The following is a 25,648-nucleotide window of genomic DNA, read 5'->3' on the forward strand; positions in this document are numbered from 1 at the left end:
CGGGAAGTCCCATTCCCTTCAGGGAATTGGGATGAGAGCAGGCCAGCCGCGCAGCGGCTATTTCCCCTGGCATTCCTCGATGTAGCGCCGGATCGTTTCCGCCGCGACCTGACCCGCCGTGCCGACGTAGTAGGTCTGCGTCCACAACTGGTCCCGCCCGCAAATCCACTGCAGCTCCGGGAACCGCTCCCGAAGATAGCGAGACGTGTAGCCCTTGAGCAGATTGGCGATCTGCGCGGGCGACCATCGCGGCGGAGCCGAGACGAAGACGTGGACGTGATCGACGTCCGTCTGAACCGCGAGAAGCATCAGCCCATTGCGCTGACATGCCTCGGCGATCAGATCCTTCGTGGCCGCGGCGACGTCCGCCGTCAGAACCTTGCGGCGATACTTGGGAATCCAGACGAGATGGTATCCTGTCTGGTAATGCGTCCAGCGCGTGCGTCCGGCTTGAAGGCCACGTTCCATTGATGTAGCTTATGATCCATGGAAACCGTGTCAATCCATAGGCCTAGCGACATTCCGCGCGCCATGCAGGCCACCCTGCTGGGCGCGCAGATGGAGGCTGGCCGCCTGTGGTCCGACATCGTCGGCGTGCACCGCAAGGCGCGCGAGGACCGGGCTCCATGGCCGACCCGCGACATGCTCCAGAAGCACACCAAGGGGCGGTACAGGCTGCACTCCCAGACAGTGCAGATGATCTGCCACCAGCTCCTGGCCAACGTCCAGGCCACCTCCGAGCGGCGGCGCAACGAGCCGTCCTCGAAGCGGTGGCTGCGCTACCCGTACAAGGAAAAGCGGTTCTTCGCCCTGTACTGGCCCGCACAGGCCGTCGACTACAATGCGACGGCGAAGCGCCTGGTCCTGCCGATGGGACGGGGACGAAAGTCCCTGGTGTTCAGGCTCGCCCTGGACTTCGAGCCGGGCGGCGTGAAGCTGGTGTGGAACGAGGGCTACGAGTTGCACATCGTGCGCTCGGACCTCGCCAAGGCCAAGGACGCGCCGGGCGGGAACCGCGCCACGGTCGACCTCGGCGAGATCCACCTGGCGGCGGTCGCCACGAGCACGGGCGAGGCACTGGTGGTGTCGGGCCGTGGCATCAGGAGCGACAAGCGGCTGCTGTCGAAGCAGCTCGGCGAGATCGCCCGCAAGCGCTCGAGGTGCAGGAAGGGGTCGCGGCGGGCCAAGCGGCTCCAGAAGGCGCGCGAGAGGCGCACGCTGCTGTCGCGGCGTCGCATCCGCGACAAGCGCCACAAGGGAACCCGCAAGGTGATCGACTACTGCGTCGAGCATCAGGTCGGGACACTGTACGTGGGCGACCCGCGCGGCGTGCGGAAGCTGAAGTCCGGGCGGCGCCACAACCAGCGCATCGCACGCTGGGAGGTCGGCAAGGACATGGACTATCTCGGCCACAAGGCCGAGCGGGCAGGCATTGCGTGCTCCACCGGGGATGAGCGAGGGACGTCCTCCCGGTGTCCGGAATGCGGCCATCGCCACCGGCCCAAGGGCCGGGACTGGCAGTGCAAGGCATGTGGGTTCATGGGCCACCGCGACGTGGTGGGTGCCGTGAACATGCATCTCAACGCGTATGACGCGAAAGTCACGTTCCCTGCTTCAGTGACGTATCGACGAGCCGGCCCGATGCGGGCGGCGCGGGGAGTGAAGAGCCCGGTGCCGAGCTTACCGGCCCGTCGTAGTAGCCCGGGCACGGGCCTGCGGGAGGGGCGTGCCCCGCCAGCACCGCAGTTGCCTGCGACCTCCCTTCCACAAGGAGGAGCTTCACGCCGTGACAGGACAGCCGGATCGCCGGTGCGCCGCAAGGCGCAGTCCCAAGCAGCCTGAAAAAGCAGGAAGCCCGCTCCCCTCGGGGGGCGGGAGTGTCACACGACAGAAGGTGGCGTCTCCCCTCGAAGATTGTGGCCCGCGAGGAGGAGAGCTGCTGCGGGGCGTCCATTCCATCAGATCGGGCGAAGTCTACATTCGATTCGAAAGGATCCGTCGCTGAGCGGTTCGGGCGCTTCGTTACAAGAGGGGAAACGGACCGCTCCCAGATTTTTGTTCGTCGTCTGAAATTGCGATAAAACCGTTGAGCGTGGACCGTTCTCGAGCATGCGAGACCGACACCAAGAAACTCTGCCTCCCCGGACGTCAGCACATCCGACGCTCCATTGAGACTACCGAACATAGTTGCGGCGCTGTTCGCAGAATTCCGGTTTTGGCAGGTGCGCTAGCGCACAAGGGTAGCGCAGAGTTCAGCCTTGTCGGCTTTTTTTGCACTGATCGGCCTAAAAATTCCTAACACGCCCCTTTCGAAAGCTACCAATCGGTATTATACCATTCAGTACGTTAATAAGGCCGCGCGGCCCGGTCGATGGTCTGCCCAATGGATGCCTCACTGATGACAGTCTTCTCCAAACCTGCTCCACGTGCCTTCGCACGAACGATCGCTCTGCTCCTCGCCGGCACAACCCTCTCGATTGCGGTCGGCAATACGACAACCCAAGGGGGCGACAGCGGATCGACGCCCGCTGCCATGCCGGCGACCGTGCTTGCCGTCGATAACCAAGATTTGACATTGTGGCAGGAGTTCTCAGGCCGCCTTGAGGCGATCGAGCGCGTCGACTTGCGGCCCCGCGTCCCTGGCGCCATCCAGGCCGTTCATTTCCGTGAAGGATCACTCGTGAAGCAGGGTGACCTGCTTTTCACCATAGACCCCGAACCCTATCGTGCCGAAGTCGACCGGGCGGAGGCGCAGGTCAGCGCGGCCGAAGCAAGGATCGCCTTTGCCCGCAATGAACTGGATCGCGGGATGAAGCTGACGGCCCACCAGACGATCACACAACGTGACCTTGATACGCGGGAGAACAGCTTGCGCGAGGCAGAGGCTAGTCTGCGTGCTGCGCAGGCTGCGGTAAGGACTGCCCGTCTCAACCTTTCCTATACTGAAGTGCGCGCGCCGATTTCTGGACGCGTCGGCAAGATTGAAGTGACTGCAGGCAATCTCGTCAATGGCGGATCCGGTGCGCCCGTTCTGACGACGATCGTCTCAACCGATCCGATCTATGTGAGCTTCGATGCGGATGAGCGTACGGTGCAGCAGGCTCTCGAGACGCTGCCTGCAGGCGGTGACCGGCGTGACCATCTGGCCCTTATCCCGGTCGAGGTGCGTTCCGGGCCTGAGGCCGAAGTTATACGCGGCAAGCTGCAACTCATCAATCATACCGTCAACGGCACCAGCGGCACAGTCCAGGTGCGGGCGGTATTCGACAACGCCGCCGATCGCCTGATGCCGGGCCAATTCGCCCGCATTCGCCTGGGCCAGGCCAGGACGACCCCTGCGTTGGTGGTGCCTGAGAGAGCTGTCGGTGTCGATCAGGACAAGAAGTTTGTGCTCGTCGTCGATCCTAATCACAAAGCGGCGTACCGCGAGATCAAACTCGGGGCTGCCGTGGATGGGGGGCGAATCGTCACCAGCGGCCTCAACGCAGGGGAACGGATTGTTGTCGACGGGCTCCAGAAGGTCCGCCCAGGAGCCTTGATCGCGCCGCAGCCCGATATGTCGGCCAAGCTGCAGACACGCAACTCAACCGCGTCTGCGGCAAACTGATCGCACGCGACAGTCCTGAGTCATCCGTTATGAACATCTCCCGCTTCTTCATCGACCGGCCCGTCTTTGCCGGGGTTCTGTCAGTACTCATCTTCGTGGTCGGACTGCTCGCTCTGAGGGTCCTGCCGATCTCGGAATATCCTGAGGTTGTGCCGCCCCAAGTGGTCGTCCGGGCACAATATCCGGGCGCGAACCCCAAGGTCATCTCCGAGACCGTGGCCGCTCCGCTCGAGGAGGCCATAAACGGGGTTGAGAGCATGCTCTATATGGGCAGTCAGGCAACCACGGACGGAGTGCTGACACTCACCGTAACCTTCGCACTCGGCACCGATCCGGATAAGGCACAGCAACTCGTTCAGAACCGGGTCTCGCAAGCAGAGCCCCGACTCCCAGAGGAGGTGCGGCGCCTGGGCGTTACGACTGTGAAGAGTTCGCCCGACCTCATGATGGTCGTCCACTTGTTGTCGCCCGACAGCCGCTATGATGTCACCTACCTGCGCAATTATGCGGCGCTCAATGTCAAGGACCGGCTCGCCCGGATCCAAGGCGTGGGTCAGGTCCAGCTGTTCGGATCTGGCGATTATTCGATGCGCGTCTGGCTGGATCCTCAGAAGCTCGCCGAGCATGGCCTCTCAGCGAACGACATCGTCAATGAGATCCGCGCCCAGAACGTACAGGCCGCCGCCGGCGTCGTCGGCGCCTCTCCCGGCCTGCCGGGGATTGATCATCAATTGTCGATCAACGCGCAGGGACGCCTCCAGGACGAGGAGCAGTTCGGCGACATCATCGTCAAGACCGGCGCGCATGGGGAGATCACCCGCCTGCGCGACATCGCCCGCATTGAGCTGGGTGCCGCCGACTACGCTCTGCGGGCCCTCTTGAACAACAAGCCGGCCGTGGCCATTCCCGTCCTGCAGGCACCAGGATCGAACGCCATCGCGATTGCGGACAAGGTTCGTGCGGAGATGGCTGCCATCAAGGCCAACATGCCGGAAGGCGTTGATTTCCAGATCGTCTATGACACGACGCAGTTCGTACGAGCTTCGATCGATGCGGTGGTCCATACGCTGCTGGAAGCAGTGCTGCTGGTCGTACTCGTGGTCGTCTTGTTCCTGCAGACCTGGCGAGCCTCCATCATACCGCTCGTTGCCGTTCCAGTTTCCATTGTCGGTACGTTCGCCGTTCTGCATGCCTTGGGATTCTCCATCAACGCCCTAAGCCTCTTCGGCCTCGTGCTGGCCATCGGCATCGTGGTCGATGACGCTATCGTGGTGGTTGAGAACGTGGAGCGCAATATCGAGAAAGGCTTGAGCCCGCGCCAAGCGACCTATCGGGCCATGCAGGAAGTCGCCGGTCCAATCATTGCGATCGCGCTGGTGCTGGTGGCCGTGTTTGTCCCGCTTGCCTTCATCAGCGGCCTGACAGGACAATTCTATAAGCAGTTCGCCGTCACGATCGCGATCTCGACGGTGATCTCCGCGATCAATTCACTGACCCTGTCACCGGCCTTGGCGGCTCTTCTGCTTCGGGATCATCAGGCACCCAAGGACCGCCTAACCCGCATCATTGATGCATTGTTCGGTTGGCTGTTCCGCGGCTTCAACGCGCTGTTCCATCGGGGTTCCGGCGCCTATGCCACCGGCGTGAGGCGGGCGATCTCGACGAAAGCCCTGATGCTGGGCGTCTATGTTGCCCTCTTGGGCGCAACCGGCTTCTTGTTCAAGACAGTGCCGGGCGGCTTCGTTCCGGGGCAGGACAAGCAGTATCTTGTCGGGTTCGCCCAGTTGCCGGACGCCTCGACGCTTGATCGGACCGAGGACGTCATTCGACGGATGACGGACATCGGACTCAAGCATCCCGGGGTCGAGAGCGCTGTGGCGTTCCCGGGTCTGTCGATCAATGGATTTACCAACAGCTCGAATGCGGGCATCGTGTTCCTCACTCTCAAGCCGTTTGAACAACGTCAGGATCCGAGCCTTGCGGCTGGAGCAATCGCGGGTCAGTTAAATCAGCAGTTCGCGGCCATTTCGGAGGCCGTGATCGCGATGTTCCCGCCCCCGCCGGTGCAGGGCCTGGGCACGATTGGCGGCTTCAAGCTGCAGATCGAGGATCAGGCGGGCCTCGGCTACAAGGCGCTCGATCAAGCCACGAAGGATTTCTTGGCCAAGGCCGCGGCGGCACCCGAGCTCGCAGGCTTGTTCTCGAGCTATTCAATCAACGTTCCCCAGCTCTATGCGGATGTTGATCGTTCAAAGGCGCGTCAGCTCGGGGTTCCGATCTCGGAGGTGTTCAGCACGCTCCAGATCTATCTCGGCTCAGTCTACGTGAACGACTTCAACAAGTTTGGCCGGACCTACTCCGTACGGGTGCAGGCGGATGCTCCCTTCCGGGCGCGTGCCGAGGACGTCGGCTACCTCAAGGTCCGCTCCGTCGCGGGCGAGATGGTTCCGCTCACGGCCCTGCTGAACATACAATCGAGCGTCGGTCCGGAGCGCGCCATGCGCTATAACGGGTTCCTGTCGGCCGACGTCAACGGACAGGCGGCCCCCGGATACTCCTCAGGCCAGGCACAGGCGGCTGTCGAGCGGATTGCAGCCGAAACGTTGCCCAAAGGATTCAGGGCCGAGTGGACCGAGCTCACCTACCAGGAGATTCTGGCCGGCAATTCAGGGATCGTGGTGTTTCCGATTGCGATCCTCCTCGTCTTCCTGGTGCTGGCGGCCCAGTACGAGAGTCTGACACTCCCAGTGTCGATTATCCTGATCGTGCCGCTTGCGCTGTTTGCGGCTTTGGCCGGCGTGTGGATGACAGCTGGCGATAACAACGTGTTCACGCAGATCGGCCTCATCGTCCTCGTGGGGTTGTCGGCCAAGAACGCAATCCTGATTGTTGAGTTCGCTCGCGAGCTTGAGTTTGAGGGGCGTACCCCCATTGAAGCCGCGATCGAAGCCAGCCGCCTGCGCTTGCGGCCGATCCTGATGACCTCACTCGCCTTCATCATGGGCGTGGTGCCGCTGGTGCTGTCGACGGGCGCAGGCGCCGAGATGCGAGCTGCCATGGGTGTGGCCGTGTTCTCAGGCATGATCGGCGTGACGGCATTCGGCCTGTTCTTCACGCCCGTCTTCTACGCCCTGGTTCGCCGGTTGACAGGGAACCGCCGTCTTCAGCACCAGCCTGAACTGGCCACACTGGGCTCGAGCCCGAATACGCACCCCGTGAACGCGCCGGTGAGCTAGAGGGTGCAGCAGAACTCGAACCTTCAGCCCGCTGTCGTTGGCCAGCCCCGCATAGTGAAGTCCACTACACGATGAAGTTCCTCGCGTGAGGCCCCTGATGCGGCCTTAACGGCCATCCCAAGGCCGACCGACACGACATAGCGCGCCCAGTCGGCCGGATCCTCGTCCTTGGGGAAATCACCATTGGAACGCGCCTGCTCGAGACGGTCGCGCAGATTGTTCTCGTTGACCATGCGACGCGCGATGAGTTCCTCGCGAATGGCTTCACTCGCCTCGCTGCAGGCCACGGCTCCGTTCACGCCAAGACAGCCGGGTGGGTTCATGGGATCGGTCAGCACATCGACATAGCCACGCAGGAGCAGTTCGACCGCCTCCCGTCCCGTCGGTGCATGGAGGGCCGTGTGCGCGAAGCACAGGTGCTGGCGCTCGTAGAGGTCGAGGGTCTGGCGGAAGAGGTCCTCCTTGTTGCCGAACGCGGCATAGAGGCTTGGGCGCGTGATCCCCATGGCATCCGTCAGGTCCGATATAGATGTGCCCTCATAGCCCTGGCGCCGGAAGACCTGAAGTGCAATGTGCAGTGCCTCGTCAGGGTCAAATTCCCGGTGGCGGCCCATAATTGTCCCGTCTCCTCACTGTGATGTTCCACCGTTGCCGAGCGCGCCAGTGAAATATACCGACCGGTATGATAACGGTTTTACATAGATTTTCAAGATCTTACATGACGGGGAACAATTCAACTCGGGGATCATCGACACGCCAGTCCAGGGTCGCATCTCGCCGGGCGCGGAGGCGAAGTACGCGATCATGACGATCTGCTCACTACTGGCGGTTGCCTCGCTCGGCACGGTTGCATGGTCGGGCAGGGCTGCTGCAGGCCGTGGGAGCGCTTTGGCTTGCGCAGATCGGATCGCCGGAAGGCATAGGATTGCGCGGAGCCGAAGCCGCCCGAAGGTCAGCAGCCGTAGGGGCTGCGGACCATCATACGGCCAAGCTTAAGCGCTCAGATTGACCCTTCCCGACGGTCAGCACAACATCGGGTGATGGCCCACGCTAGAGCTGCTTCCCCTCACGTGGAATCATCTCTTGTCTTTGCCGAGCCGCATTTTCTGACGGTGAACCGGATCCACTTCACCGAAAAATGCTCTAAGCTTTGCTGCGCCCGAAGAAGACGACATTGTCGCTCATCTCGACCACCTTCCGGAGCTGCGACAGCTCGATGAATGCGTGGGCGCGGTACAACCTCCACATCGGGCTGACCACCTCTTGGAAAGGAACTTCCGGATTGGACGTCCACCAGGAATCCCACTCTTGGGCCGTGAAGTCGTCGCCATAGGCATGAGTCACGGTCAGATCCGGATCAAAGCCATCGTCGACGCAGAGGGCCTTCGCCCTGACCCTGATCTGGCTGTCCATGAGGTCGGATGTTTCCTGGGTCCGCGCGTACAGCATGATCACTCCGCAACCGGCTTGGAGGAGGGGAGGGGCTGACTGCGCTGCTCCATGGAGCGTGTCAGCTCTTGGATGATCCAGCGTCTGGCTTGGCGTTTTGAGGATCGTGTCATGGTGACCTCCTGCGATGTCACCAAGATCGACCGAAACAGACTATCCTTCTGTGACCCGGGCCACACATGGCTCGTGAGAGAGCGATCACGGTCATTTCTGCGGTGAGCGGTTCAAAGGAAAGGCTTTCCTTTGGTCCTCACGAACAGAATTCAACCGTGTCGCCGTTGCCGTCGATCACCCGGGAATGGTCCATCCAGCGATCTCCCAGCTTGATAGAGGTCTCGTCGAATACCTGTTCCTCCGCCGCCTGAGACCTCCATCTCAGTCGCTGAAACTCTAAGACAAGACGTTTGCGATAGCGCCTTGCTTGGTGCTTGCAACACAATCCAAGCGAATACCCACAATGGTATCCGCTTGGGTCATCCCGTGGGGTCACATCGTCCCCATGATCCAAAAAGGGCCAGTGAAGCCCGCCTTCAGTCCACGTCACCTGCTCGCGAGTTGTCATGAGCCGATTGCCGCAGAGCTAGAGGCTTGTCCCTGTCACGCCTAGAGCTGCTTCCACTCACGTGGAATTATCTCTTGTCTTTGCCTCGCCGCATTTTTTGACGGTGAACCGGATCCACTTCACCGAAAAATGCTCTAGTGCCGCCTAGTCATACAGGACGGCTGCGATCTTCGGATCGCTTATATTGGACTTGTCGTAGTAGAAGAAGCCAGTGTCGATGATCTTCTCGAGCTTCTCGCCCTTGAGTGCTTTGACGGCAGCCTCAACCGTCTTGTATCCGATACCAACAGGGTTCTGCGTGATGGCTCCTGCCATGAGGCCTTCCTGGATAGCTTGCTTCTGCTGCTTACCGGAATCGTAGCCAATGATGACGATCTTACGGTTCATTTCCCTGGCACCATTGACGACTCCGATTGCCGAGCCCTCATTCGCGCCAAAGATTCCCTTGAGTTTGGGATTCGCCTGGAGGATCGACTTGGTGATCTCGGTCGATTTCAGGTGATCGCCTGAGCCGTATTGGATGCTCACGATATTGATCTTCGGATACTTTTCCTTGATCCGGTTCGCAAATCCATCTCGCCGATCGATACCCGTGCGACTGGTCTGGTCATGCACCACGAGAGCAATGTCGCCCTCGCCTCCGATGAGCTCCGCCATCTTGTCAGCAGCCAGAGCCGCAGCCGCCAGATTGTTGGTCGCTGCTGTGGTCAGGGGAATGTCGCTGTCGACGCCGGAGTCGAACGCGATGACGGGTATCTTGGCGGCCTGCGCCTTGCGCAACAGAGGGATTGCGGCCTGACTATCGAGGGCCGCGAATCCGATGGCCTTCGGGTTCTTGGCAAGGGCTGCCGATAGCATGTCGATCTGCTTGTCAACCATGGTTTCGCTGTCTGGACCTTCGAACGTGATGCGCACGTTATAGTCCTTGGCTGCCTGCTCGGCTCCGGTTTTGACAGCCTGCCAAAATTGATGCTGGAATCCTTTCGAAATAAGTGGGATGTAGGTCTCCTGGGCCGCTGCAGGTCCGGCAAGACCGACTAATGCACCAATGCTGATGGCACCAATCAAAGTGCGTCTGTTCCACATCGTTTCCTCCTGATCGTTGTATACTTTGGCCTATTGGTGAATGAGTTAGGACAGATGACCGGGTCGCGTGCTCCTTTGGGCTCGTGAGAAGTTAAAGAGAGATCCTCAGGCCTTGCGGCGCAGGATGTCGGCATACACGGCGAGAATGATGATCACTCCGGTCACGACCGTCTGCCATTCCTGAGCCACCGAGAGAATACGGAGGCCGTTGGTGAGCACGCTGATGATCAGAGCTCCGATGATTGTCCCGAGAATGGTGCCGCGTCCACCGCTCAAGGAAGTGCCTCCGATGACGACGGCCGCGATGGCGTCGAGCTCGTAGCCTTGACCGAGCGCCGGTTGGGCAGAATTGAGTCGCGAGGCGATGATGAGGCCGGCAATGCCGCAGATCCCGCCTGAAACTGTGTAGACGATGATCTTCCAGAAGTCGGTATTCACCCCGGAGAGTCGCACCGCCTCCTCATTGGATCCCAGGGCAAATGTGTATCGGCCGAAGGCGGTGCGCGTAAGAACGAAACTGGAGGCAATCGCAACCATGAAGAGGATCAGGACGCCATTAGGGATCGGGAGAAACGGGAGGATCGACCCGATCAAGGATTCTTGCGAGATCAGCGGAAAACTCGGTGTATCGTTGAAGTAGATCGGACGGGTTCCCGAGATCACAAGCGCGAGTCCCTTCAGCAACATCATCATGCCCAGAGTTGCGATGAACGGCGGGATCTTCATCTTGGCAATGAGGGTGCCGGAGACTGAGCCGCAGAGAGCGCCTGCGGCAATAGCCGCCACGATGCCGACAGGCATCGGCAGGCCCCAGTAGGTGAGGAACACGCCGGCAATGACTGCGCAGAACGTCATCAACGTTCCAACCGACAGATCGATTCCGCCGGTAATGATGACGAAGGTCGCCGCCACGGCGAGAACACCGTTCACGGCTGTTGCCTGCAGAATGCCGATGAGATTGTCAGGCTGAAGGAAGTTCTCGGAGGCAACGCTGAAGACAGCCATCAGGGCGATCAGGCTGGCGAAGGCCAGGATCTTCTGCCATGCTCCTTGGCTGAACGCGGCAGACTTGATGACGGTCTGGGCTTCCTTTTCTGCGATGGTCGTCACGTCGTTGATCCCTCGGTCGCCGCGTTTGCTGTAGTGGTTGTGAGACTATGCCGCTGCGTTGCGAGGCGCATGATGTCCTCCTGCGTGGCTCGCTCGGCAAGGAGTTCGCCGGTCAGCCGCCCCTCGCACATCACGGCGATCCGGTGGCTCATGCGCAGGATCTCGGGCAGCTCGGAGGAAATCATCACGATCGCTCTGCCTTCGGCCGCGAGTGTATTGAGGAGCTTGTAGATCTCGTTTTTCGCCCCCACATCGATGCCACGGGTCGGTTCGTCGAAGAACAGGATCTCGCAGTCGCGGGCAAGCCATTTTGCAATCACGATCTTCTGCTGGTTGCCACCCGACAGAAACCGCACCTCCTGGGCATCAGAAGGCGTCTTGATCCGTAGCTGCCGGATACAGGAGCGTGCCATTTCACGGATGGCGCGCTTCTTGAGGAACATGTTCATGGAAAGGAAGCGTCCAAGGCATGGCATGACGATGTTGGCCGCCACGTCCATGCCTGTCGCTAGACCAAAGCGCTTCCGATCTTCGGAGAGATAGCCAATGCCGAGCCGCACGGCATCCTGCGGTGACCGGATCGTCACGGGTCTGCCCCGGATGAGAATCTCGCCACCATCAAGGGGGTCCGCGCCAAAAATGGCGCGCGCGACCTCTGTCCGCCCAGCTCCCATCAAACCAGCGAATCCCAGGATCTCGCCCTTCCGCAGTTTGAAGCTTACATCCTGAATGACATTGCTGCGTCGAAGATTGCGGACCTCCAGCACGACGTCGTGGCTCGACAGATCCGGGACCTCCGTCTTCTCTTCGGTAAGACTCCGGCCAACCATCATTGAAATAATTGTATCAACGCTCGCAGCAGCGGTCGGAACAGTTCCAACATACTCGCCATCGCGCATGACAGTGACGCGATCGGAGATTTCCTTCAACTCATCCATCTTGTGCGAAATATAGACAATGCCGACACCTTGAGCCCTGAGCTTCCGGATAATGCTGAAAAGCTCGCCAATTTCCGCATTGTTGAGAGCCGCAGTGGGCTCGTCCATGATCAAGACCCTGGACTTGAAGGACAGGGCCTTGGCGATCTCGATCATCTGCTGCTTGGCCACGGTGAGTTGGCCAACCTCGACCCGCGGATCAAGTTTGAGGTGCATGCGTTCGAAAATTTCGGCAGCGGCTCGGTTGAGAGCCTCTTCATCGAGCAGAAGTCCTCCAAATCGCTTAGGTTCGCGGCCGATGAAGATGTTCTGTGCCGCCGTGAGATCGTTCATCAGGTTCAGTTCCTGATGGATGATGCTGATCCCGAGATCCTGCGCGGCCCGCGGCGAAGGAATATCGAGGGCAACGCCCTCAATGCAGATCTCGCCGGCATCCTTTCGATAGATTCCGGCAAGAACCTTCATCAGGGTGGACTTGCCGGCGCCGTTCTCGCCCATCAGGGCATGGACTTCCCCAGGAAGGAGTTCGAAGCGTGCCTTCTTGAGCGCCTTCACGCCCGGAAAAGACTTATCGAGGTCTTTGATCACGACAAGCGGCGTCATGAGCCGGGATCCACCTGGCTGGGGCTCCTCACCTGCACGACGCTACAGAGTGAGCCTGCAAGAGCGACGACACCTGCCGCATCCATTACGTCCGGGGGATCGCTACACGTACGCCAGATCTCGCTCGGACACTTGAGATCCCAAGCCATCGCGGTCTCCGGCAGGACGTTTTCCTGTACCCGCATCGATCGCTCCCGATCGCCATCCTGCGGCGATCTCGCGCTCTTGGCGGCTTTTCAGTTCGACCTCTCGCGAAGCCAGATCTGATTAAGACGCAGACGCTCACGCTATTTCGAGGATGATATTCATGAAGGCCAAGGGCAGGCAACTGAAAATATGGATCTGATCGACCTGCGACTGGGACGCTCTGCAACACTATGCTGGCGGACCGGTGGCAGACCGGTGGCCGCCCTGAATGGATTGTTCTTCGGATAGGATGGCGAGCAGGAGGGGAGTGTCCTGATCGTTTGAACCTGCGGATGTGCATCGGGCCGTTTAGGTCTGTTCCAGCGGAACCGGCCAAGGCGTTCGGATGAGCATAGGAATACGCTCTTCTGAATCAGGTTCAAACGCCTGAGGCAGCGGAGGTTGAGGGAGTTCGATGGCGCCGACGCTGTCGACCCAATCGAAACGCGGCCTGAGAGAAACGTATGATGGAAGGTCTGGGAATGGAATCGAGGTTGGAGTTGCAGGAACGACCTGCTCGGGTGAAGGCAGAGACGGCTCAACGGGCTCTGGGAGTGCAGGCATGGAGGTAGCCAGAGGGAAACTTGTCTCGTCCGGAGATGGCCGCGGTGGCATTGCGGCCTCCGATGGCACCTCTGGCAGGAAGGATGTGGGCGGCTCCGGCCGTGGCATTTCGACAAGCGATGTGGAAGGGAAGGTCGGTTCGGCAGGCTCCGGAGGTGGCGGCATCAGCTTGGTCACCGGAACCTCGAGTTCGGTCCTTTCCGAGAGCGACGGCGTTGTGGCGCCTATGGACAGGTCGTGGTTGACCGGAAGCTCCGTTGGCGATTGCGGTCCATGCAGCAAATCAGCCTGATGTTGGAGCGATTGAACTCGCCTCACGGTTGCACTTCGGGCGACCTGATAGGAACGGATACCCGGACGGTTTCTATCGATCTCGGATATCGTCCCCGCCCGACGCCTCTCCCCCATGTTGTTCGGCTGTGGCTTGGGCGCAGCCTTCAAAGGACGGGCATGAGGTATGTCGGTCGCATTCACCACTCTTTCGGCGCAAGATGCGGTGGCCCAACTCACCGTCAGGGCAGTAAATACCCAAAACTTATGCATCCCCTCGCCAACCCTCCTGATCTCGTCGTCAGGGTAGCGAAGAAAAACTGCGCGGAGGAGATCCCGCGGCAATTTGCGCTCGGAATCAACAAGACTTTCTGAAAATCGTTGCACAAAGGGCGATCTGCGAACGGGGATTTGACCCTCGTTCCACTCTCGCGACATGCCATGTGGTATCAATACTCCTAAGCGTTGGATCAGCATCTTCTTCGCTGGTCGGCCCGGGACGAGGCAAGGGTCGGATCTTCACCTTGAGTGTTGCTTCGGAACCCGTTCTAGCTCGTGGTGCTTGTGGTGACGTCGGCCTCGTTCCGAAGGCATTTTGGGAGACCCTCACGTACAGACCCGATTGTAACCTACAAACGTTTGAGCTTGTCCGAAGGGTAAAAGCATTCGGCAACGCGTCGCATCCGTCGGCAGAGTTGGCTTTTCCCCGTCGTGAGAGTGTTGACCGGCCAAGGACGCGGCCCTAGCGTGAAGTGTCAATGACAGATGTCTCCATGGCCCGCACCCTTCTCTGCTTCGGCGACAGCAACACCCACGGATCCCCACCAATTGTTACACGGGGAGAGGCCTACCACCGCTTTGATGCGGAGACGCGTTGGCCGCGTCTGGTCGCATCAATACTCCCGGACTGGGAGGTCACGGAGGAAGGACTTCCTGGACGGACGGCTCAGTTCCCCGATCCGGTGGCAGGCGCCCACATGGACGGACGCGAGGGCCTGAAGATCGCCCTTCAGAGTCACGGTCCCATCGACGCTCTGGCGATCATGCTTGGGACGAACGATACCAAGACCCGCTTTGGCGCCACACCCGAAAAGATTACGGCAGGGATTGCCAGTCTCCTCGACATCGCCATGGGTCTTGAGATGCAGCAACGACATGGCGGCTTTCGCATCCTGGTGATCTGCCCGCCGCCGGTTCTCGAGCAGGGGCCGATCCGCTCCGAGTTTGTCGGCGCGCGCGAAGTGTCACTCAAGCTTCCCGCGCTTTATGCCGTACTGGCGGAGGCACGGGGAGTGGGCTTCATCGATGCCGGAGCGCTGATCCAGGTCAGTCCGGTTGACGGTATCCACTTGGAGCCTGACGCACATCGGAAGCTCGGCAAGGCTGTAGCGGAGACGGTCGGCCGGTTCTGAAAGCGCCGTGTCGAAGTCCACACCTCGTCGCGGGATCGACCGTGGCCAAGGCAGCACCTGGAGAGTAGCTGTCCTGATGACGATGACGGCAATTCTCATCCACAACCAGAACCCGGGGGACGACGCCCCGCCCGGCGGGCGATCTCGCAATCGAGAAGCAAGCCGCGAGGTGCGCCGAGGTCATTGGAGCCAGGCGCGAGATGAGCTTCGCGAGACGGAGCGCAGCGAGGGCGGAGGCCATCCGCGATGTCGAGATCGTATCGGTCAGTTCTCTGTGTCCTGGCGACACCCTTCAAACTCGGTTCAACGGATAATTCCAACCGGGCAGGCTCCGGTCACCCGCTCAATCGGCTGGACGACGCTCGTATGGGTTCTGGCCGACCATTGGCTCGGGTCCTCCTCACATTCACCCAAAACTGCCTTTCAGGCGTGTCGCCGCCACCACAAGTTGGCATACGGCACCCCTCTGCAGCATGGGAACGAGTTGCCTCCTGCTCGTCAATCGTCCAGCGCACCCGCGTCGGCTCGCGCCTTGAGCTGCGCTGGCTCATGTTGATGAATTCTCTGCCGTTGTGTCAACGTCGCTGTGATGCAGCCATGTCTAGTCAGTAAGGCGAAGTGTTCCATCCTTACATATATCGAGTTCAGGAAGTTCGGCCGTTGATTCATCCTCAAAGGTTGCGGCGACAGCGACCATGCAGCCGGTGACCCTTGGAAGCCTCAAAGTGGCTTTCGCCTTTGGGGCGAGCGGCTTTGCCAGCCGAACCGTCTGTCCATTCGCGCCAATAGCGATATCGGTTGCCGAGACATCGCGAGCATTGGTGACGACGACGGAAGAATTCGGCTTTGAAGGTGCAGCGAAGACACCCGTGGCAGCGAGCAGGAAGCTAGTGACAATCAAGGTTCGAACAATCATGGCAATTCCTCATTTTGCTGTTTGGAATGCATCGTTCATGGGAGGGATCAAACCCCGGCCCGTCTTCAGATCCGCCGCTTCGTTTGTTGCTGACGGACAGGCGCAACCTAGCTTAAGTGGACCGTCTTCATCATGGAGCGGTCATCAAAGTAAGAGCGCCGGTTGCGCTTGGCGCTCCAGGTAGGCCTCCTTTCACGGCCAGTTTCAGAGGAAACAAGGACCGTGCCATCTCGGCACGCAACGAGGCTGCGCCTGCGGGGTTAACAAATGGTTTAAGTTCTTGACCAGAAGTTCCTTTCTCTCAACAACTCTCCCGGCAGGGATCTAGCGCATCGTGCGGACGAAAGCGGGCCACGCCAGTGAAAAGTGGATCCGGCTTTCGCTGGCGCGGCCCGGCGGCAAGCCCTTTGGATCGAGCGGGAGATCTCCATCATCAGGATCATCACCGTCGAGCGCAGACGACTCCCCCGCTTGGAACATCGCGGACTCAAGGCAGCTTCAACGAAACAGTGGAGTGACCATAGCGGTGGTGAGCTACACGCTCATCGCGCGTGCTTCCGAGAAAGCCTGTTCGCGCACCCTGTCGAGGCCAAGCGCTCCCTTGGCTTCTGGAGTGGGCGCATCGGCCAGAATCTTTCTCCTCGGCATGAGATTCACGTGACCGCGCGCCCGTCGTCCGTTGGGCAACGCGCTTGCAGAGCAAACGGCTACCTAATAGAGCGCCCACAGCCCATCGACCGGCCGCAGAGTCACCGGAAGATCCGGAGCGAACGGCCCAGGAGGAGCGGAGTTCCGGTTACCTGGCAGGCGAGGGCCGCGCTTGAGCTTAACGGGAGCGTCTCTGCTTGCCACGTCATCCGAATTCGGTTTGCCGGTGGGCGGCACAACCGGCTTCTGTGACGTTTTCTGCGGAGGATCGCGGTGGATTCGCATCGTTCCGTCATCAGGCAGTTTGCGCTCCGTCTCGACGTTGAGAGGTGATGACACCTGTCGATCCCTGGGTTGCGGGCTGGCGCCATCGATGCCGGTTCTGTTGCTCGACCGGACGCCACTCCGGAATGTTTGGATCACGGGCTCGAGTAGGATCGGTGTGGTCTGGAAAATCAATGTACCAGGTATGAAAGCTGTGTACGTCTCGAAAGCCTTCACTTGTTCCTCCAAGGCTTCCCGGTCCCGGAGGGCCGTGGCGGTATTCTCCTTCTCCTGACGGAGGGCTTCCTTGATCGCAGCGATGCCCGCAACTTGGGCTTTCAGAGCCAAAATTTCTCTTTGAGAGGCGCTTAGCTGCTGAACGACCGAAGCACTGCGCTCTCTCTCTTGATTGAGCTCATTCTGCAACTTGGCCTCACTCGCTCGGAGATCAGCGGGCTCGCCCTGTCCGACTCTCGAGTGCTCTGGCGTCACATTTGCTGGTTCGCGCCCGATATGCGTTGAGTCTCCCGCCCCGGCTGAGCCAGCTCTCTCTGTCTCCCGCGAGACCAGTTCTCGCCTCAACGAGTCGATTTCGCCTGCTGACGCCTTTGCCGCCTCTCTTTCCCGCGCAAGAGCCAACCGCAACTCGGTCGCTTCTGCGGCGCTCCCCTCAAGGGCCGCAAGTTGTTCTTGCGCAGCCGTCAATTTGGCTGCGAGTTCGACCAGCGCAGATTTATTCCTCTCCGCCTCTCTGGCATAGGCGTCGCGCGCGTCCGAGGCGCTTATCGCGTTTTGAGCCATTGCGGTCAGCTGCCCTCGCATGAGGTTCAGGTCCTGGGCGGCTGAAGCCGTCCGTCCTCTTTCCTGCTCCAGTGATTGCTCCAGCTCGACCGCTCTGGCCTCCTTTTCTTTCAATGCTTCGAGTTGCTCTCGCACGGTGCGCAGCTCTTGCACCGCTGCCTCGGCACGCACTCTCTCCTTTTCAGCCGTATCGTCCGGACCTTTGCCATTCATGGCATTTGACGTGACCTCACCGGCTTCGATCCGCGCAGTCGACTGAGCGTCATGTTGCTCACGTGCTACAGCCAGCAGCAAGCTCTGTAGTTCCGGGTTATGAATATCATCTCCGATGAGGATGGCGAGTGTCCCGGCGTTGACAGCAAGGCTGAGCCGCTGTCGTGCCCCGTCGAAATCATTCTGCTGCAGAGCTTTCCCAACATCAGCAGCAAGCTCGGTTCGGCCAGGGCTTGCTAAGAGGCTGTGGAAGAGCGACGGCCAATCCCTTTGCGAGACATCGATGCGAGGGGATACCACATTGTCCCGCTCCGCGTGGTTCGTTGGTGATTGTGCTGAGTCCCGCGGTGAGACCTCACTCCCTTGAGGCAATCGGGGCACTGCTCCCCCCAGCTCGTCCCGTGCGAGACTGTGCGAGGAGCACGCAAATAGAGCTGCGGCAACGATCGAGAGTCTAAGGCGACCCCGTCCGCTATCCTCCATTGGTACGGATCGGATGCGGGTTGAGGTGCCTGAAAGCCAACTGATCTGTGGAACCATGACTTTCCTCCCAGGACGGTTGTTGGTCGGCGAAATGCAGGTAGAGCACTGAAGCGAGTGGGGAGTTCCAGGCTTGAAACAAGCGGGCTCCTGTAGTCTCCCCATGTAACGTTCAGCGATCCGCCCTGCATGTAGCTCTCAGCCGTCTCGTCACGCCCTCCTTAAAGGGGAAGTCTGCAGGACGTTCTCAATATTGCTTTCCTCCATTGGCCGGGACGTTGTCATGGGCCAAGGCTTAGAATATCGCGGTGACGCGGCCTGCTTGATCCATGCGGCAGGTAACCCTGGCTTGCCGGATCTGGACGAGGCTACCCCGCTGGAACAGGATTCTTGCCTCGACGGGAGCTGACAGGCTGCCATCTTTAAGGTGGGAAGCACGTCCTGCGCTGGCGACATCAACATGCATCGCTCCGTAGCGAACGGCGCCTGAGACAAGTGCGTCTCGGCAGGATTGAACGACGCTCAGCGGCGTCCCGGGCTTAGGTCGCAGAGGCTTGAGCAGGTATATGCTGCGAAACCATCCCCCGTCCCCTCCGCCGTTTTGAACCGGCAACAAGGATCTTGGGATGGCGGTTCCACTCAAGGAGGATATTGGGGGAACGGTGGGAGCAATATTGGCAAGAAGCCCTGGAGTCGGTGCCGCGGACGGAGCATGCTGATCGAGATGGGCCCCGCCTCTTGAGGCCGACGAACCTGTGCCGTCGAAGCCTGTTGCAGAAATTGCGCTTCCATTGGTTGCCAGACCTGCAGAATTCATACTGCCGCCAGTGAGTGTTCCGTTCCCGGCTGGGCTATGTCCCGCTCCGCGACTGGAGCCTGACCCACTTGTGTTGACTGCGCCGCTCGCGCTTCCCCCCGCGCTAACGCCATTTGTCCCCATACCTGCATTGGCGGCCACCCCTGTCGGGCCAATATCGACTCCGAGTGCGCCACTCATCCCATTCGAGCCGACGGCGGCACCGACCGAAGCGCCGCTTCGTCCAGCACTCGCACCTCCACCCGCACTGAGCCCATGAGACCCAGCACCTGCACTAGCCGAGGCTCCTCCTGCGGCTGTATCAACGTCACCTCCAATACCACTGCGACCAAGGCCGCCGCTCGCGGAGGCCCGATTGCCGCCGCTGCCGAGCCCTGCTCCTGCACTGAGCCCGTCGGATCCAACGCTGGCGCTCGCTCCCGCGCCTAGACCGACCGCACCTGCGCTCACTCCAACATCGAACGCAGCCCCCTCCCGGACCTGCGCAACCGTAAAGACTAAGAGGAACAGAGCCATAAGGGAGAACTTTGCACCCAAATCCGGTTGAGTTCGGTCGATCGCGAGACTACCCGTCACTGTCACGCTCCTGCAGGCACGACGAAGTACGTTCGGATCTTCAGACTATTGACCAAACGAGCGCGAGCAAGGCGGGCATAAGGCGATGGAGAGTACCCACTGCGGGTAGGGGCCGACCATGTGCGAACGGGTCTGCTCCTCAGTCGGCCGAGAAAGACGCTCATGGCGGACACAGTCATATAGACATAGAGCCGACCTAGAGCCTCGGACGTGAAAAGTGGACACCACTTTTGGGATCCATCCGAGGCTCTCTCTCTTGTCCGGCGCATCGGAAGAGGCGGACCCGAAGGGCCACGCTAGTGACCCGAAGGGCCGCGTCAGCGAATACCGGGTCCACTTTTCACTGACGTGGCCCTTCGGGTCGCTGACGCGGCCCTCTGGGTCCGTCCGATGCGCTAGAGTCGGAGAACCTCTTGCACTTGGCAGGGGCTCAGACAGGTAAATGAGGTTGTTGCGGAGTTTCGCATCGGGTTCTGTCGAGTTGGCTCATTGTTGCGACAAACCCGCAATCAGCGGAGTGCCACCACTGCGCCGGATACGTTGAGCAGGCACGTAATGCCGGACTGGCGGACCTGGCGTGCATGTGCCCGGGCGTACACGACTCTCACCGCCATCGGAGCCATGAGCCCACCGTCTGAAGTGCGGCTCACCCGCCCAACGCTGGCTGTGTCTACCTGCACAGCCCCGTAAGGAAGCGCTGCCGTAACAATGGAGGCGCGGCAGGCTTGTACAATCTGACCAGGAACGCCGGGTCGCTGAGCAAGTGGCTCTCGGAAGTCTGCAGTCGCTGAGCCTGACGCTTCAAGCCGGGGCAGAAGGGAGAGCGGCAGGGCTAATCCGGCGCTAGTTCCCTTGACCTGCAGTGCGGTCGACGTTGGCGCAGCCGGCAGACTTGTCGCCATTGCGGGCGGGTGCAGACCCGCGGCGGCCTGGGTCGCGCGTAAACTCGTCGTGCTTGTCGTAGCCGGTGCTGCCGGCGGGGATGCTGAAGCCGGCGTGTTTCCGGTTTTAACCCCACTGTTACTGCTCGTCTGACTGGTTATGCCTCCACCGCTAGCGGCGCCTCTGGGGTCGGCACTGCCTCCTCCCGCACCGCCGTGGCGGGAACCGTCACGGTTCCCGGTACTTTGACTGTTAGGCTCACCAATGCTCCCGCCACCTTTGCCGCCACCTGAGGGACCGTTTCCGGCGCCTCCACTTCCTTGGCCGGCGCTGCCACTGTTCCCGGAACCATGGCTCCCGCCGCCTCCGCCGTTCCCACCACCTTTGCCCCCGCCATTTCCGTTGGCTTGTCCACCGCCGCCGCTGCTCCCGGTGCTGCCGCCGCTACTCACGCTGCCCTGGCTGCCGCCACCGCTATTTCCGTTGCCTCGGCCGCCTCCACTCCCGCCGCCGTCGCCCTTGCTACCGTCACCCTTGCCACCATCTCCCGCTTTCCCGCCGCCGCCATGATCATTGCCGTGTCCTCCGGCTCCAGGACTGTCGCCACTGCTACCGTCTCCGCCTCCACCCCTGGCGAAGCCGGGCTGCGTTGCCAGGAATGAAATGGTGATGATGGAAATGAGTGACACCCGAAGCATGGCTACTCCAGAAAGCCGCTGTGGTCACACGGGCGTGCGCAGGCTTCTGTGGCATGGTCTTGTGCCAGCCTGTTCTCGTGGGGTGCCATGCTCCGAGACCTGGTTTCGAGGATAATCCCCGGGAGGTTGCAGTGGGAGCCACCCGAGAGATCCGCGGTTAGCAGAGTTGCGCTCTGGTGGCTAATGAGCCATCTCCACTCGTGATATGTCCGGTATAGGAACCGAATTGTGGCGTCAGGGAACGTTTTATTGGCAATTCGGAAGGATGATCCTTTTGGATGCTCCCAATAAAGAAGGGGAAAGGAGCCACGTCGGACCAGAACTCCGTCAGCGTTGCCGCTGCTGACCCATCATCCCCATCATCGCGCCGCCATAAGCCTCTCGAGGGCCAATCTGCCCCACTTGCTATGAAGGGAATTGTCGCAAGAGCTTGTTTCAGAGTTTCAGTTAGTCCACCCTGAGCTCAGGGATGGAGTGTAGCGTGTTCAAGGGCAGGCATTGTGATCGCTCAGCCATCCTGCTCCGTGTCCGGTGGCACTTGGCTTGCAGTCTGAGCCTGGGCGATCTTGAGGAGATGATGGCCGAGCGCGGCATCACCGCCGACCATGCTACGATCCACTGCTGGACAAGTGAAACTCCTCAAGGACGCCTCACGGCCATCTGCGGAGGCAAAGGGGGCGGGACCATGGCCAGCAAGAGCTGAACACTTCCTCAATTCCACTCCGGCAATGCAGACCTCAGGGTGGTGGGTTCACATGGCCTGCTCGATCGTCACCACCCACGCCGTTTGCCATGTGGCTTGGCCATCATCTGCCGCATCGCTTCCTCCGCCCGGGCTTTGGCTTCCGCGTCATGGCTGAGGTTGCGGACTTCCGACGGCTCCTCTTGTTGACTGATGCCATTCTTGCGGGCGCGCCACTGCTTCGCCTGGGCAGCATTGGCCGCCGCGTTGGCCAGCTTCTCCAGGCGATCCAACTGGGGGGTACTGGCTGTCTCGTTCATTCCGGGTTTTTCGTCCTCTTGCTCGGGGCGCTTTGCCATCTCTTCAGCTTCCTTAGGATCAGCGTCGTGACGTACGATCAGCTGTTATGGGCTTCCATCTCGGGCGATAGGGGTTAACTTCGTCTTAACCATAAAGGTCCGAGGTAGGCCGATGCGGAAGATACATCCCGGCTTCATCGCTCTCGCTGTCCTCCTGGGCCCTGCCACATTGATCGTTGCCCACGAGACAATCACCCGCTCACCGGCCCAGCAGGTGTTCGAAGCGTTCGATCCTCCACCCACTGTGCGGCAGGCATACACACAGTGTGCCGTGACCCCAAAGACACAACGGTCACGCCAGTGTGACGAGTACGTCAGCTTCTTCGAGCAATGCGCGGCTCGGACGCATGAGTGTGACCCGCAATCCGTTTACGAGGTTCTTACCAGGCTCATTCTCTCGGGACGCCCGAAAAGTCCGAAGGATGATCAATTGGCCATCCGAACCGACATCTGAGTGCATCTCCGGTGGCAGCCCGAAAGCAAAGCAGGACAATGCAGCCTTTATGCGGGGCCCCTGCAACCAAGCGGCAAGTCGCCCCTCGATCAAGGGCGCCCGCCTCGAAAGCGCAGCTTCAAGGTGGCACTCGGCCTGCGTCAGACGCCTGAAGCGCTCTGCCGGATCGTCAGCCTCGACCTGCCGATCATCGGACGCCTTCGTTTCGTGGGAGCGCATCCCCTCGAGGTTCGTCAGGACGGCGCCGCGTCATCGTGTTCCGAACCGATGGTGTGCGTCGTCACACGGCGGCTCGTCGTGCGCGAATCTATAAGGATCATGCGATGCCGGAACACATCGTACGCGCTCTGGTGAGAGGTCTGGTGCTCAGCCCCTCGCCGGGGCGCTTCGTACTTGTGCACAGGGTTCAGTTGCACTTCCAGCGTTCATGGCGCATTGTGGTGGCGTGGTGTTGCAACCGGCATCACAAAAGCGCCCTGACAGCGTGCTCCGCACGGCTAACTCTGTCAGGGCGTTGTCGTTTGTGAGCGCCTTGCCGTCATCGGCGGGAAGCATATCTTCATCGTGCTGTTTCTCTCCCTTGGACCAACACCGCCTTGACCGAGGCTTCAAGGCAGCATCTCGTCCAAGGCGTCTTCGCATCTCCGCACGTTGTTCGAGGCAACGTGTCAGCTCCTGCGAGAATCGAGACTTGTCTTGTGCCTCTGCCGCCCTCGCCGGCTTTAGAGCATTTTTCGGCGAAGTGGATCCGGTTCGCCGTCAAGAATGCGGAACGGCAAAGAAGAGAAGTGATTCCACGCCAGTGGAAACAGCTCTCGAGGAGCGTGATCGGAGGAGTCTCGACACCCCGTTTTAACCTTTTCCTAATCGGGATCAAGGGACAGTGTCCCGTGCAACTCGCCTTTGGTCAAAGCCTCGGGTCTGATGGTTGTATCCGTTCGGGTGTCACGTTGGGTGCGTCCAATGAGCAAAGAACATCCTGCCGCTTATGCAATGGAGCTGAAGCGGTCTTGGCGCGTGGTTGTCCCTGTCCGGGGGAAACTGACGCCCAGGATCTGTCGCGAGAAATTCACCTGCCGAGCAGATGCTCTCACCTGGATGAATACGGCTGAAGGTCACCAAGCCATCGCATCCGCTCGAGGAGATGACGCTTTACAGGCATAGAAGCTAGCGCATCGGACGGAAAAGTGGACCCGGTTTTCCGCCTTATCCGATGCGCCGGTTAAGAGAGGGAGCCTCGGATGAATCCCAAAAGTGGTGTCCACTTTTGGGTCCGAGGCTCTAGTCGACTGCCAAGTTGGCACTTGTCCGTGCCGGCACCCTGTAAAGGCCTCTGAAAGCCGTGTTCTATCTCACCATGGCACCGACCTCATCGCACCACTGTGACCTGGTGAGAAGGCGGACATGAGCACCTCTGTGGGTCGGGTCGACAGGTCCTCGAGCAGGCATTTCTCTTCGTCGGCCCTGTATCCCGTTTTATCGCCCGGGCAGTTAAGGATGTTCGCAAAGTCTCATATCATTCGATCGCAGGTTCTGCCTACACTCGCCTGAACCTTGCAGAGAGGCGATGGCATGAAGCGGTTGGTCACGGTCACCGGTCCTATCACAACCGCCCAGCTGCATGGGTACCTCCTCGAGGAAAGGCTGTTGGATCAGATCATGATCCAGGTCAGCGACAGGAAGAACGGCAACTTGGAGGTTGCTTTCCACGAGCGGGATCGGCGCTACCTGTCGCAGTTCTCTGCCGCACAGCAAGCCGAATGGCTGCAGGACGCCATGATCCATATTGAATCCGGGTGTCCGTTGGAGACGCCTGATGGGAGGTCAGCCTGGATCACTGATGAAGTGCCAGCCAGACCAAGCTCCTCCATCAAAGCCATGAGGCCAGCACGACAGGAGCACGACCTACCGCCAGGCTTGGAGTTCTTGAGGCGAAGCTAAGTCTTGTTCTCAGGGAGACCGAGCTTCAGAAACAGATGGGCTGCCAACAGCGCATCGTTCAAGGCATCGTGCTCGGCACGCAGGTGAGCAATGCTGATGCCGGCCTGCGAGCAAGCCTGACGGAGCTTGCCAGGAAGCCCGGATCGCTTGGCCAGAGCCATGGTGCAATAGAAGCGCTCTCGTGGATAGATCGGCTGTCCCGTGCGCTCGAACTCCCGTTTGAGCGTGTTGTACTCGTAGGCATAGTTGTGGGCGATGATTGTATCAGCGCCGACGAAGTCGATCAGGTCGTGAATCACATGCTCAAAGTAGGGCTCATCCTCCAAGTCAGCCAATGAAATGCGATGCACTGCGTAGCAGAAGGGGCTCATGGATGAACGGGGCTTGACCCGTCGGACGAACGAGCGCGGGGAGATCGCCCCGCCGATGACTTCAACAGCGGCGATTTCGATGACATGATCGTAAGATTGTGCTGTTTCGACGTCGATAACCACATGTCTGGTCATGATGGACTGCAAGGCAAGAGGCAGGGAAATCGGCTCACGAGGATCTTTCCGGAAGAGAGACCTCCCAATTACCAGACGACAAATCCGGATGCGAGGCCGATCTTGATACAACCGGCAATCCGAAGGGCCACGCCAGTGAATACCGGGTCCGCTTTTCACTGGCGTGGCCCTTCGGGTCGCTGACGCGGCCCTCCGGGTCCGTCCGATGCGCCAGCGGGTGTGGGAAAACAAACCCATGATCCGGCAGAAGACCCGACTCACGGCCTTGGCCCGCGCCAGCTTCCAGACGCTTTTGCCAGCAATGGCGTCCGATCAGAACAAACCGACTTCATTCAACCCTAACGAGCAGCCTGAGGATCCGCCACTGTCTCTGTAACAGGCTCCTGCT

17 protein-coding genes and 1 pseudogene are annotated in these 25,648 nt (G+C 60.3%); 6 read left to right on the plus strand and 12 right to left on the minus strand.

The annotated features are described in order from the left end of the window. Nucleotides 1-57 precede the first annotated feature (57 nt). A complete protein-coding gene (gene tnpA / locus OCW50_RS14520; RefSeq protein WP_262298055.1) occupies nt 58-468 on the minus strand; it encodes an IS200/IS605 family transposase in 411 nt (136 codons plus the stop codon). An 18-nt stretch (nt 469-486) separates the two neighbouring features. Here tnpA and OCW50_RS14525 point away from each other — a divergent pair, with 18 nt between their 5' ends. The 3 genes from OCW50_RS14525 to OCW50_RS14535 all read left to right on the plus strand — a co-directional run bounded on the left by OCW50_RS14525 (nt 487) and on the right by OCW50_RS14535 (nt 6,843). Beyond that, a complete protein-coding gene (locus OCW50_RS14525; RefSeq protein WP_262298056.1) occupies nt 487-1,842 on the plus strand; it encodes an RNA-guided endonuclease InsQ/TnpB family protein in 1,356 nt (451 codons plus the stop codon). Between the two features lie 556 nt (nt 1,843-2,398). Next, the gene (locus OCW50_RS14530) at nt 2,399-3,607 is read left to right on the plus strand and encodes an efflux RND transporter periplasmic adaptor subunit (protein WP_262298057.1); all 1,209 of its coding nucleotides are present in this window, start codon (nt 2,399-2,401) and stop codon (nt 3,605-3,607) included. Nucleotides 3,608-3,636: 29 nt separating this feature from the next. Then, nucleotides 3,637-6,843, plus strand: coding sequence for an efflux RND transporter permease subunit (locus OCW50_RS14535; protein WP_262298058.1), 3,207 nt, complete (start codon nt 3,637-3,639; stop codon nt 6,841-6,843). A gap of 23 nt (nt 6,844-6,866) precedes the next feature. Here OCW50_RS14535 and OCW50_RS14540 read toward each other — a convergent pair whose 3' ends face one another. The 5 genes from OCW50_RS14540 to OCW50_RS14560 all read right to left on the minus strand — a co-directional run bounded on the left by OCW50_RS14540 (nt 6,867) and on the right by OCW50_RS14560 (nt 12,591). Then, nucleotides 6,867-7,457, minus strand: a complete 591-nt coding sequence (locus tag OCW50_RS14540) for a TetR/AcrR family transcriptional regulator (protein WP_262268781.1) — start codon at nt 7,455-7,457, stop codon at nt 6,867-6,869. A 529-nt stretch (nt 7,458-7,986) separates the two neighbouring features. After that, nucleotides 7,987-8,256: a hypothetical protein gene (locus tag OCW50_RS14545; RefSeq protein ID WP_262298059.1), complete on the minus strand. Its 270-nt coding sequence runs from the start codon at nt 8,254-8,256 to the stop codon at nt 7,987-7,989. 742 nt (nt 8,257-8,998) lie between these two features. Next, complete coding sequence (locus tag OCW50_RS14550; protein ID WP_262298060.1) at nt 8,999-9,940, minus strand: ABC transporter substrate-binding protein; 942 nt, start codon at nt 9,938-9,940, stop codon at nt 8,999-9,001. A 105-nt stretch (nt 9,941-10,045) separates the two neighbouring features. Beyond that, complete coding sequence (locus OCW50_RS14555; RefSeq protein ID WP_262298137.1) at nt 10,046-11,041, minus strand: ABC transporter permease; 996 nt, start codon at nt 11,039-11,041, stop codon at nt 10,046-10,048. Between the two features lie 5 nt (nt 11,042-11,046). Then, nucleotides 11,047-12,591, minus strand: a complete 1,545-nt coding sequence (locus OCW50_RS14560) for a sugar ABC transporter ATP-binding protein (protein WP_262298061.1) — start codon at nt 12,589-12,591, stop codon at nt 11,047-11,049. A gap of 1,793 nt (nt 12,592-14,384) precedes the next feature. On the opposite strand from OCW50_RS14560, the gene OCW50_RS14565 reads away from it, so the two are divergent. After that, a complete protein-coding gene (locus OCW50_RS14565) occupies nt 14,385-15,023 on the plus strand; it encodes an SGNH/GDSL hydrolase family protein (RefSeq protein ID WP_262298062.1) in 639 nt (212 codons plus the stop codon). Between the two features lie 601 nt (nt 15,024-15,624). Here the strand turns inward: OCW50_RS14565 and OCW50_RS14570 are convergent. The 4 genes from OCW50_RS14570 to OCW50_RS14585 all read right to left on the minus strand — a co-directional run bounded on the left by OCW50_RS14570 (nt 15,625) and on the right by OCW50_RS14585 (nt 21,227). Further along, nucleotides 15,625-15,939 (minus strand): hypothetical protein, encoded by a 315-nt coding sequence (locus OCW50_RS14570; RefSeq protein ID WP_262268774.1) that lies wholly within the window; start codon nt 15,937-15,939, stop codon nt 15,625-15,627. 711 nt (nt 15,940-16,650) lie between these two features. Further along, nucleotides 16,651-18,165 carry a coiled-coil domain-containing protein gene (locus OCW50_RS14575; protein ID WP_262298063.1) on the minus strand — a complete coding sequence of 505 codons (1,515 nt, stop codon included), beginning with the start codon at nt 18,163-18,165 and terminating at the stop codon, nt 16,651-16,653. A gap of 2,612 nt (nt 18,166-20,777) precedes the next feature. Beyond that, nucleotides 20,778-21,035, minus strand: a complete 258-nt coding sequence (locus OCW50_RS14580) for a hypothetical protein (protein ID WP_262298064.1) — start codon at nt 21,033-21,035, stop codon at nt 20,778-20,780. Nucleotides 21,036-21,068: 33 nt separating this feature from the next. Continuing rightward, nucleotides 21,069-21,227: a hypothetical protein gene (locus OCW50_RS14585; protein ID WP_262298065.1), complete on the minus strand. Its 159-nt coding sequence runs from the start codon at nt 21,225-21,227 to the stop codon at nt 21,069-21,071. A 560-nt stretch (nt 21,228-21,787) separates the two neighbouring features. Between OCW50_RS14585 and OCW50_RS14590 the strand changes: the two are divergent. Continuing rightward, nucleotides 21,788-21,943: pseudogene (locus OCW50_RS14590) on the plus strand (IS6 family transposase); the annotation flags it as partial. Between the two features lie 146 nt (nt 21,944-22,089). Here the strand turns inward: OCW50_RS14590 and OCW50_RS14595 are convergent. Further along, nucleotides 22,090-22,359 carry a hypothetical protein gene (locus OCW50_RS14595; RefSeq protein ID WP_262268769.1) on the minus strand — a complete coding sequence of 90 codons (270 nt, stop codon included), beginning with the start codon at nt 22,357-22,359 and terminating at the stop codon, nt 22,090-22,092. Between the two features lie 2,026 nt (nt 22,360-24,385). Here OCW50_RS14595 and OCW50_RS14600 point away from each other — a divergent pair. Beyond that, complete coding sequence (locus OCW50_RS14600; protein ID WP_262268766.1) at nt 24,386-24,754, plus strand: hypothetical protein; 369 nt, start codon at nt 24,386-24,388, stop codon at nt 24,752-24,754. Here OCW50_RS14600 and OCW50_RS14605 read toward each other — a convergent pair. Continuing rightward, on the minus strand, nt 24,751-25,260 hold the full coding sequence (locus OCW50_RS14605) for a 3'-5' exonuclease (RefSeq protein WP_262298066.1): 510 nt from the start codon (nt 25,258-25,260) through the stop codon (nt 24,751-24,753). The genes OCW50_RS14600 and OCW50_RS14605 overlap by 4 nt on opposite strands. Between the last annotated feature and the right edge of the window lie 388 nt (nt 25,261-25,648).

It is taken from the genome of Microvirga sesbaniae, assembly GCF_025460805.1.
Taxonomy (GTDB): domain Bacteria; phylum Pseudomonadota; class Alphaproteobacteria; order Rhizobiales; family Beijerinckiaceae; genus Microvirga; species Microvirga sesbaniae.

Coding starts and splice junctions, on each gene's coding strand:
- tnpA (WP_262298055.1), bottom strand. CDS start 468: ATGGAACGTGGCCTTCAAGCCGGACGCACGCGCTGGACGCATTACCAG.
- OCW50_RS14525 (WP_262298056.1), top strand. CDS start 487: ATGGAAACCGTGTCAATCCATAGGCCTAGCGACATTCCGCGCGCCATG.
- OCW50_RS14530 (WP_262298057.1), top strand. CDS start 2,399: ATGACAGTCTTCTCCAAACCTGCTCCACGTGCCTTCGCACGAACGATC.
- OCW50_RS14535 (WP_262298058.1), top strand. CDS start 3,637: ATGAACATCTCCCGCTTCTTCATCGACCGGCCCGTCTTTGCCGGGGTT.
- OCW50_RS14540 (WP_262268781.1), bottom strand. CDS start 7,457: ATGGGCCGCCACCGGGAATTTGACCCTGACGAGGCACTGCACATTGCA.
- OCW50_RS14545 (WP_262298059.1), bottom strand. CDS start 8,256: ATGGACAGCCAGATCAGGGTCAGGGCGAAGGCCCTCTGCGTCGACGAT.
- OCW50_RS14550 (WP_262298060.1), bottom strand. CDS start 9,940: ATGTGGAACAGACGCACTTTGATTGGTGCCATCAGCATTGGTGCATTA.
- OCW50_RS14560 (WP_262298061.1), bottom strand. CDS start 12,591: ATGACGCCGCTTGTCGTGATCAAAGACCTCGATAAGTCTTTTCCGGGC.
- OCW50_RS14565 (WP_262298062.1), top strand. CDS start 14,385: ATGGCCCGCACCCTTCTCTGCTTCGGCGACAGCAACACCCACGGATCC.
- OCW50_RS14570 (WP_262268774.1), bottom strand. CDS start 15,939: ATGATTGTTCGAACCTTGATTGTCACTAGCTTCCTGCTCGCTGCCACG.
- OCW50_RS14595 (WP_262268769.1), bottom strand. CDS start 22,359: ATGGCAAAGCGCCCCGAGCAAGAGGACGAAAAACCCGGAATGAACGAG.
- OCW50_RS14600 (WP_262268766.1), top strand. CDS start 24,386: ATGAAGCGGTTGGTCACGGTCACCGGTCCTATCACAACCGCCCAGCTG.
- OCW50_RS14605 (WP_262298066.1), bottom strand. CDS start 25,260: ATGACCAGACATGTGGTTATCGACGTCGAAACAGCACAATCTTACGAT.